The organism is Nevskiales bacterium (assembly GCA_035574475.1).
Lineage (GTDB): Bacteria > Pseudomonadota > Gammaproteobacteria > Nevskiales > DATLYR01 > DATLYR01.
Map to the genome: position 1 here is coordinate 1 of DATLYR010000232.1, position 2,941 is coordinate 2,941.

Annotated in this window: 5 protein-coding genes; 1 reads left to right on the forward strand and 4 read right to left on the reverse strand. The window is 67.8% G+C overall.

Features of this window, described 5'->3' with window-relative positions; genetic code table 11:
* From VNJ47_13790 to VNJ47_13805, 4 genes are all read right to left on the reverse strand, one after another.
* A partial coding sequence (locus VNJ47_13790) for an ABC transporter substrate-binding protein (GenBank protein HXG29907.1) occupies positions 1-390 on the reverse strand: 390 nt, incomplete at its 3' end.
* 46 nt (positions 391-436) lie between these two features.
* A complete protein-coding gene (gene mlaD, locus VNJ47_13795) occupies positions 437-931 on the reverse strand; it encodes an outer membrane lipid asymmetry maintenance protein MlaD (GenBank protein ID HXG29908.1) in 495 nt (164 codons plus the stop codon).
* Position 932: 1 nt separating this feature from the next.
* A complete protein-coding gene (mlaE, locus tag VNJ47_13800) occupies positions 933-1,721 on the reverse strand; it encodes a lipid asymmetry maintenance ABC transporter permease subunit MlaE (GenBank protein HXG29909.1) in 789 nt (262 codons plus the stop codon).
* Positions 1,718-2,500 (reverse strand): ABC transporter ATP-binding protein, encoded by a 783-nt coding sequence (locus tag VNJ47_13805; protein HXG29910.1) that lies wholly within the window; start codon positions 2,498-2,500, stop codon positions 1,718-1,720. Before VNJ47_13805 ends, mlaE begins: the two co-directional genes overlap by 4 nt.
* Positions 2,501-2,645: 145 nt before the next feature.
* Between VNJ47_13805 and VNJ47_13810 the strand changes: the two genes are divergently transcribed.
* The coding region (locus VNJ47_13810; GenBank protein HXG29911.1) for a hypothetical protein at positions 2,646-2,941 on the forward strand (296 nt) is incomplete at its 3' end.

Below are 2,941 nucleotides of genomic sequence, written 5' to 3' on the forward strand. Positions count from 1 at the left end.
GGTGCCCGCCGACAGGCGCAGCGGTGCCCATTCGATCCGTTCGCTGTCGTATTCGATCAGTGCATGCGAGTAGCTGCGCACCAGCATGCGCTGGAAGGCTGCGCTGAAGCGCTCGCGCTGTTCCGGGCTGGCGGCGCGCCAGTGCTGGCCGAGCACCAGCTGGGAGATACGCTCGAAATCGAAGTGCGGGAGGATCTTCTGCTCCACCAGCGCGTAGAGCTGGTTCGGGTCGCGCTGCAATTCTTCCTTGCGTGCACGGATCTCGCGCAGAGTCATGTCGGCGGTCTCGCGCGCCACCTGATCGGGGGGTACCGCGGCGGTCGCGGGCACGGCGGCCAGCACCGCGAGCGGCGCAGCGAGCAGGGCGGCAAGGAGGCGGTGGCGATTCATGGTGTCTTCCTTTAGTCGTCGGGATCGGGCGCCGGGCAGCCGGCGTTCAGGGTTTTGGAGTGGCCGGCGTGGACAATCCTTCCTCGGCCTTGCTGAACAGGAACTGACCGATGATCTGCTCCAGGATCAGTGCCGACTGCGTGAAGCGGATCGTGTCGCCGGCCTGCAACGGGCGCTCCGAGCCGCCCGGGGTCAGGCCGATGTACTGCTCGCCCAGCAGGCCGGCGGTGTAGATGCTGGCATTGCTGTCGTCCGGCAGGTAATTGTAGCGGCTTGCGACCTCGATGGAGACCACTGCCTCGAACGTCTGCGGGTCGATCTGGATGCCGGTCACGCGGCCGATGCGCACGCCCGCCAGGCGCACCGGCGCGCCGACCTTCAGCCCGCCGATGTTCTCGAAACGCGCCTGTACGACGAAGCCGTCCTGCGAGTTGCCCTGGCTGGCCAGGTTGCTCACGCGCATGGTCAGGAAGAACACCGCCATCACGCCGAGGATGACGAAGGCGCCGACGATCATTTCCAGCAAGCGGGTTTGGGTCATATCAGACTCCGCCGAACATGAGGGAGGTGAGGATGAAATCGAGCCCGAGCACCACCAGCGAGGACACCACCACGGTGCGCGTGGTGGCGCGGCTGACGCCCTCGGCCGTGGGCGCCGCGTGGTAGCCCTGGAACACGGCGATCCAGCTGACCGCCGCGCCGAAGGCCAGGCTCTTGATGATGCCGTTGAGGATGTCCTCGTTGAAATCCACCTGGGCCTGGATCTGCGACCAGTAGGCGCCGGCGTCCACGCCGAGCAGTTCCACGCCGATCAGGTAGGCGCCGAGCACGCCGATGGCCATCAGGCTGAAGATCGCCGCCAGCAGCGGCATGCACAGGAAGCCGGCCAGGAAGCGCGGCGCGACGATGCGCCGGACCGGGTCCACCGCCATCATCGCCATGCCGTCGAGCTGCTCGGTGGCGCGCATCAGCCCGATCTCGGCCGCCACCGCCGAGCCCGCGCGCCCGGCGAACAGCAGGGCCGTGATCACCGGCCCCAGCTCGCGCACGATGGACAGCGCCACCAGCGTGCCGAGCGATTCCTCGGCGCCGAAGTCCACCAGCGTGGTGTAGCCCTGCAGGCCCAGCACCATGCCGACGAAGGCGCCGGAGATGACGATGATCACCAGCGACAGCACGCCGATCATGTACATCTGCTGGATCACCAGCCCCGGCCGCAGCAGCAGCCCCGGCAGCGCCAGCAGGATCTGACCCAGGAACAGCACGCTCTGGCCCACCGACTGGACGAAGTCGAAGGCGATCTGGAACGGCAGCAGCAGGATGCGCGTCATGCGCCGGCCCCCAGCAGGTCCTGCGCGTATGGCGGGGCGGGGAAATGGAAGGGCACCGGGCCGTCGGCGCGCGCATGGATGAACTGCTGGATCCACTCGGAGCGGCTGGCGCGCAGCGCGTCGGGTGTGCCGTGGTCCACGATCCTGCCGTCCGAGATCACGTACACGTGGTCGGCGATCGAGAACACCTCCGCCACGTCGTGCGAAACGACCACCGAGGTCAAGCCGAGCGCGTCGTTGAGGTGGCGGATCAGGCGCATCAGCACGCCCATGGTGATGGGGTCCTGGCCGGCGAAGGGCTCGTCGTACATGATCATGTCGGGATCGAGGGCGATCGCACGCGCCAGCGCCACGCGCCGCGCCATGCCGCCGGACAGCTGTTCGGGCATGAGGTCGCGCGCGCCGCGCAGGCCGACCGCCTCGAGCTTCATCAGCACCAGGTCGCGGATGACGGATTCCGGCAGCCGGGTGTGTTCGCGTAAGGGGAAGGCGACGTTCTCGAACACGCTGTAATCGGTCAGCAGCGCGCCCTTCTGGAACAGCATGCCCATGCGCTTGCGCAGCTGAAACAGCTCGCGCTGCGACAGCCGTGCGACCTCATGGCCGTCGAATCGGATTTCGCCGGCGTCCGGCCGCCACTGCCCGCTGATCAGGCGCAGCAGCGTGGTCTTGCCGGTGCCGCTGGGGCCCAGGATGGCGGTCACGCGGCCGCGCGGCAGATCCAGGTCCACGCCCTCGAAGATCACGCGCCGGCCCAGTTTGAAGTGAAGATTCCTCACTTCAATCAAAGGCTTATGCTGCACATCGGGCATGCTGGGGATCCGGGGATTTCGGGCTTGGGGATTCAGGAAAGTCTGCAACTCGTAGCATATACTAAGGGTCGAAGCGCTAGGAACACGGAACACACGCCGACGGAGGCTGCCCATGAGAGTCATGCTGTTGCCCGCCATCGCCGCCCTGCTGGGCGTGACGGCTTGCGCGCATAACCCGCGGCCGGAGTCGCCCGAGCAGCGGGCCGAGCGCCAGGCGCAATCGCTGCAGGAGCAGCAGAACGCCCAGCGCGAGCCGCGGACGGCTGGCTATACCACCACGACACGTGAAGCGGACAGCGCGGATGAGCGCGAGCAGGCCCAGGCCGAGCCGCAGCCCAAGCCCCAGCCGGTCCAGGATACCCGCGCGCAGGCGCGGCAACAGGCGGCGGCGGTGCGCAACACGGCGGG

Bases quoted from the DNA above. Each gene is read 5' to 3' on its own strand.
- mlaE (HXG29909.1), bottom strand. From the start codon at position 1,721: ATGACGCGCATCCTGCTGCTGCCGTTCCAGATCGCCTTCGACTTCGTC.
- mlaD (HXG29908.1), bottom strand. From the start codon at position 931: ATGACCCAAACCCGCTTGCTGGAAATGATCGTCGGCGCCTTCGTCATC.